Source organism: Mesorhizobium sp. WSM4844, from assembly GCF_055811775.1.
In genome coordinates, this window is sequence record NZ_JBVVQB010000115.1 from 1 (window position 1) to 4,777 (window position 4,777).

Consider the following 4,777-nt stretch of genomic DNA (forward strand, 5'->3'; position numbering starts at 1 on the left):
CGGCATGTGGATTAAGCCGGAGCGCTGCCGCAACGTGCTATTCAGCGAACCTGTCGCTTCGAGCAATGACTCGATGCTTGTGGCCAAGGGCAACCCGGAAGGACTGCATTCTTTTGAGGATGTGCGTGAGAAGAGGCTCACCCTGGCGATTGTGACAGGCACCACCGCGGTCGAGCTGGCGCAAAAGCTTGGCATCGCAGACGACAAGGTCATGCAGGTGGCTGGGCCGCCGGAGGTCGTACAGGCTTTGAAGGCTGGCCGCGCCGCCGCCGGTGTGCTCTACAGCAGAACGCGACGACCTTGGCGGAGCAGGATCCCAGCATCGAGGTGGCTGACCCCTACACCCCGCCGGGCCCCAACGAACATCCAGCCATCGCTTTCTCGCTCAAGGAGCATGCAGCGGTTGACGCGTTCAACGCTGTGTTGAAAGACTATATCGGCTCTGACGAGATGATGGCAGTATTTCGCAAATACGGCTACAGCAAGGGCAACCTGCCGGACGGTACCACAACCGCCGAGGCTTGCAAGGATTGACGGCCATTCCTGAACCACGTGCCTGAAGGCACACCCAGCACCGACTGGGGATGCCTTTTTGCTTCAAGTCGGCCGACTGCAATCGGTTGTGGTTTCTGGGTTTCACGCTGCTGCGGGGTGGCAAGACGTTGACACGCCGCATGGTCAAACTGCACGCCGAACATTGCGCCATTCGACTTGCCTGACCGACCTATCGATCGTTCCGTTGTCCGCCACCCAAATTCGTCGGCGCTTGCGCTAAGCAGGGATATCGAAAAGCATGCGTGCCTTCCAGTTTCCAGGCCGCTCCCCGGTCCGTGCCACAGAGGCGATGGCCGCGACCTCGCATCCGTTGTCGACGCTTGCCGCTATCGAAATGCTGCGCTCTGGCGGCAATGCCATGGACGCGGTGGTCTGCGCCGCCGCCGTGCAGGCCGTTGTCGAGCCGCAATCGACCGGGATCGGCGGCGACTGTTTTGTTCTCTACTGCCCAAAGGGCCAGGGCGAGGTCCTGGCCTTTAACGGTTCTGGCCGTGCGCCGGTGGCGGCAACCGTGAATTGGTATTTGGAGAACGGCTTCAGCGAAATCCCGGAGCAAGGTCCGCACGCGGTTACCGTTCCTGGTGCTGTCGACGCCTGGTGCCGGCTCCTTGAGGACCATGGCCGCAAAGGAATAGCCGAAGCGCTGGCGCCCGCCCTCCATTATGCCGAAAACGGCTATGTCGTGCACGACCGCGTTGCCTTCGACTGGAAAGAAACGCAGACCGATCTTTTGCGCGATGAGGCGGCCGCGCGCATTTTCCTGCCCGGCGGCAAGGCACCGAGACCCGGAGACGTCCATCGCCAGCCGGAACTTGCCCAGACGCTGCGCATCATTGCCGAGCGGGGCGGCCGCGCTTTCTATGAAGGCCCAGTGGCCGAAGATATCGTTGGACGCCTTCGTGAGCTAGGAGGCTTGCATTCGCTCGATGACTTTGCCGCAACCAAAGGCGACTACAAGATACCGGTCGGCATTGCCTATGGGGGATATGGAATCCATCAAATGCCACCGAACATCAGGGGCTGACGGCGCTGCTGATGCTGAACGTGCTCTCCGGCTTCGGGTTAAGCGCGCTCGATCCCAATGGCGCGGAGCGACTCCATTTGGAGATCGAGGCGGGGCGGCTGGCCTACCGCGATCGCGACACTCTCATCGGCGACCAGGACCATGTGGCAGTGCCGGTCAAGAAGCTTCTATCCGGCGCTTATGCCGACAGGCTGCGCGCGGTGATCGATCGTGAGCATGCGATGACGCACTTGCCCCAGGTCCAACTGCCTGGCGGCGACACGGTATATATCTCCGTCGTCGATCGGGACCGCAACGCGGTGAGCTTCATCAACTCGACCTTTACCTCGTTCGGTAGCTGTGTTGTCGGCCCGAAGACGGGTGTTGTGCTGCAGAACCGCGGCACAAGCTTTCGCCTTGATCCCAAGCACCCCAATTGCATCGCCCCTGGCAGGCGTCCGATGCACACGATCATGCCTGGCATGATGACAAAGAACGGTCGCGTGGTCATGCCGTTTGGCGTTACGGGCGGCGGTTACCAGCCCTTCGGCCATGTCCATCTGCTTACGAACCTGATCGACTTTGGCATGGACCCGCAGCAGGCGCTGGATGCGCCCCGCGTCTTTTACAACGACGGGCGCATCCAAGCAGAGCGCAACGTTCCGGCACACGTGGCCGACGATCTGCGCCGGCGAGGTCATCAGGTGGCGGAACCGCACTATCCGCTCGGTGGTGGCCAAGCGGTGATGATCGATTGGGAGAGGGGAACGCTGACAGGTGCGTCCGATCCGCGCAAAGACGGGATGGCACTCGGATATTGAGAGTTCTACAGCGGCTTCGCCATGAACGTCCGGCTTTGTCGAGCCGGCGCTGCGGTTGGAGAAGCCGACTGAAACACGTGGCGAGGAACGCTCAGCGGGTGCTCGCGATCCGGAACGGAATTTCTTGCACGAACATGAGATGGCGGACCTTTCAAAGGCCTCGGGACGCTAACGGGCTTTTGCGCGGGCATCGCAATCGTCTAAAACGAGGAATGGAAAGTCATCGCGGTCGCACGGGCTGCTTGATACCTCAACGTTGATCCCCCGATCTGGGTGCCGGATAAAGGGACTGAAACTGGCCGCATCCAATTTTAGCCGACCTTGATTGTCCCAATCTTTCGCCCCGTTGAACGGAATTGGCCCAAGGCTTTCAAGTTCGTCTATGTGTCTATGCAACGCTTCCAATCGGGAAGGTACGTCTCCAAGGAGCTGACAGGAATTGGCGGAGTCACTTGTGACGCCAAAGGACAAATGCGGCGGCAACACCTCGAAGCCAACATATGAAAGGCCGAAGTGAATGGGCCACAGGATTAGGTCGATGTTTCCAGCTCGGCCATCTGGACCAAAGGCTGGCGCCGGCGCACCGGTCGTGACGGAAAGGAACGCGCGCTTCCCCGAAATCGTCCTTTGTCACAGTAGCGCATATTGCTGGTGTATACGTTTCTCGACACGAAGACCCGGTCAATCCAGCCCTTCAAGATATGCCGGCATCGACCACCACCAAAGAGGAAACTGGAAAACAATCAGGTCGGCCCTATCGAGTTGATCGATCGCACCCATTACATCTGGAGGCAAAGCCTCCAATTCTGAAGCGTGACGTTGTTCCGTTTCGGCGCTAAAGAAAGCTTGGTTTATGCGTTTGGTGTAGTGACTGCCTCCTTCAAGCGGATCAAATTCCTCTCGATAGAGATCCACGAGTTCTACAGTGTTGCCATTCGATTCAAATTTCTCTTTGGCGCTTCGAGCCAGTTGAGCATTCAAAGAGTGTTTCTCGGGATGTGCGAGGAGTATCAGCGCTTGCATTTGTGCTTACCAAGGCATTCGTTGCCAGGTTCCTGGCCAGATCCATATTGAAATTTGCGAGTCGTCATGGTCGCAACGATGATGACGTTTCGCTGATCCAGAGGAAAGCTTCTACACAAACGTTAGTTGATACGGAGACTCCACTCACTCCAGCGCGTTGTGTCGGCCACTGCTACTGCGCCGAGCGAGTGATAGAACGCCATGCCCGCTTCATTGGAAGAGAGTGTTCGCCACTGGATTTCTTCGCATGCCTTTGCGCGGGCAAATTCCGTTAATACCCCGAACATTTCTCTCCCCATGCCCGACCGTCTCATATTTGGTTGAAGGTAAATACAATCGAGATAGAGGTGGGGTTTTGAAGACCATGTCCAAAGTCGGATCGACGCGGTCATGTATCCGCGAAGGGTTCCATGGCCATCGCCGCCTTCGTCGCAAACCCAACCGTACAACTGGGCAGGTTGTCCAAAGAAGGCTGAGTTCCAATAAGGGCTGAGGTCTCGGTCCGCGATCCTCGATCCTTCCAAGGCAATGTGTTCGTCACAAAGCTTGCGCAATTGAGAAAGATCGCTTGGCCGTACAGCTCTGATTTTCACAAAATTCTCCTCGTTCATTAGCTCAGACACGCGGGGTAACAGCGGCACATATCAAGGTAACGCCGCTGCCGAGGTGGCACGCGAGCCCGGCCGCGCCCGGGCCGTCATTGCCGGGCGCTGTAGCGCGTAGATCTGTGCTCCGATGAACAGTCAGTGTGTCGCTTGGAGCGAACCACGCTGTCGGCAACCATCAGCCGTAATGGAGCATCTCAGGCTCCGGTTGCTCATCGGATTCCCGCCACAGAGCGTGGGATCCGATGAGTTCCACATGGTCAGTCCTTGCAGAGGTCTGCAGTCTTTTTGCCGTCAGGCAGGTTTGCTTTGCCGTAGTCGTATTTGCGGAATATTGCCATCATCTCGTCGGAGCCAACATAATCTTTCAATACGGCGTTGAACGCGTCGACCATAGGCTGGTCGTCGAGCGAAAAGGCGATGGCTGCGTACCCCGGGGGGGTGGGTGAGGCAAACGGTTCGGCCAGCTCAACGCTTTTGTCCTTCTTGATAAGGCCAGTCGCGTTGAAGAAATCCAGAGAGCCTGCGGCGGCACGGCCGGCCTTCACAGCCTGCAATATCTCCGGCGGTCCGGCGACCTGCATTAGCTTATCGGCGGCGAAACCCAACTTTTGCGCCGCCTCAACCGAAGTGTAACCAGCACCAGTCACGAGCGTGAGCCCCTTGTCGCGCACATCCTCGAAAGAATGCAGGCCTTCGGGGTTCCCCTTCGGCACCAGCAACGCGCCGTTCTCCACCGCGACCGGTTCGCTGAACAGAACATTGCGGCA

The 4,777-nt window shown here is 58.4% G+C and carries 3 protein-coding genes and 3 pseudogenes; 3 read left to right on the top strand and 3 right to left on the bottom strand.

Going from position 1 to position 4,777, the window contains the following annotated elements:
- Positions 1–73: 73 nt before the first annotated feature.
- The 3 genes and pseudogenes from AC0L2A_RS35760 to ggt form a co-directional block, all read left to right on the top strand.
- Positions 74–229, top strand: a pseudogene (locus tag AC0L2A_RS35760) (ectoine/hydroxyectoine ABC transporter substrate-binding protein EhuB); the annotation flags it as partial.
- Positions 230–300: 71 nt separating this feature from the next.
- Positions 301–534, top strand: a complete 234-nt coding sequence (locus AC0L2A_RS35765; RefSeq protein ID WP_473612887.1) for a hypothetical protein — start codon at positions 301–303, stop codon at positions 532–534.
- Positions 535–793: 259 nt separating this feature from the next.
- Positions 794–2,379 (top strand): annotated as a pseudogene (ggt, locus tag AC0L2A_RS35770) (gamma-glutamyltransferase).
- Positions 2,380–2,547: 168 nt separating this feature from the next.
- Here ggt and AC0L2A_RS35775 read toward each other — a convergent pair.
- From AC0L2A_RS35775 to AC0L2A_RS35785, 3 genes and pseudogenes are all read right to left on the bottom strand, one after another.
- Positions 2,548–3,402 (bottom strand): annotated as a pseudogene (locus AC0L2A_RS35775) (NAD(P)H-dependent oxidoreductase).
- Positions 3,403–3,524: 122 nt separating this feature from the next.
- A complete protein-coding gene (locus tag AC0L2A_RS35780; protein WP_473612884.1) occupies positions 3,525–3,995 on the bottom strand; it encodes a GNAT family N-acetyltransferase in 471 nt (156 codons plus the stop codon).
- A gap of 272 nt (positions 3,996–4,267) precedes the next feature.
- Positions 4,268–4,777 (bottom strand): substrate-binding domain-containing protein (locus tag AC0L2A_RS35785; RefSeq protein ID WP_473612885.1); only part of this gene is annotated, 510 nt, incomplete at its 5' end.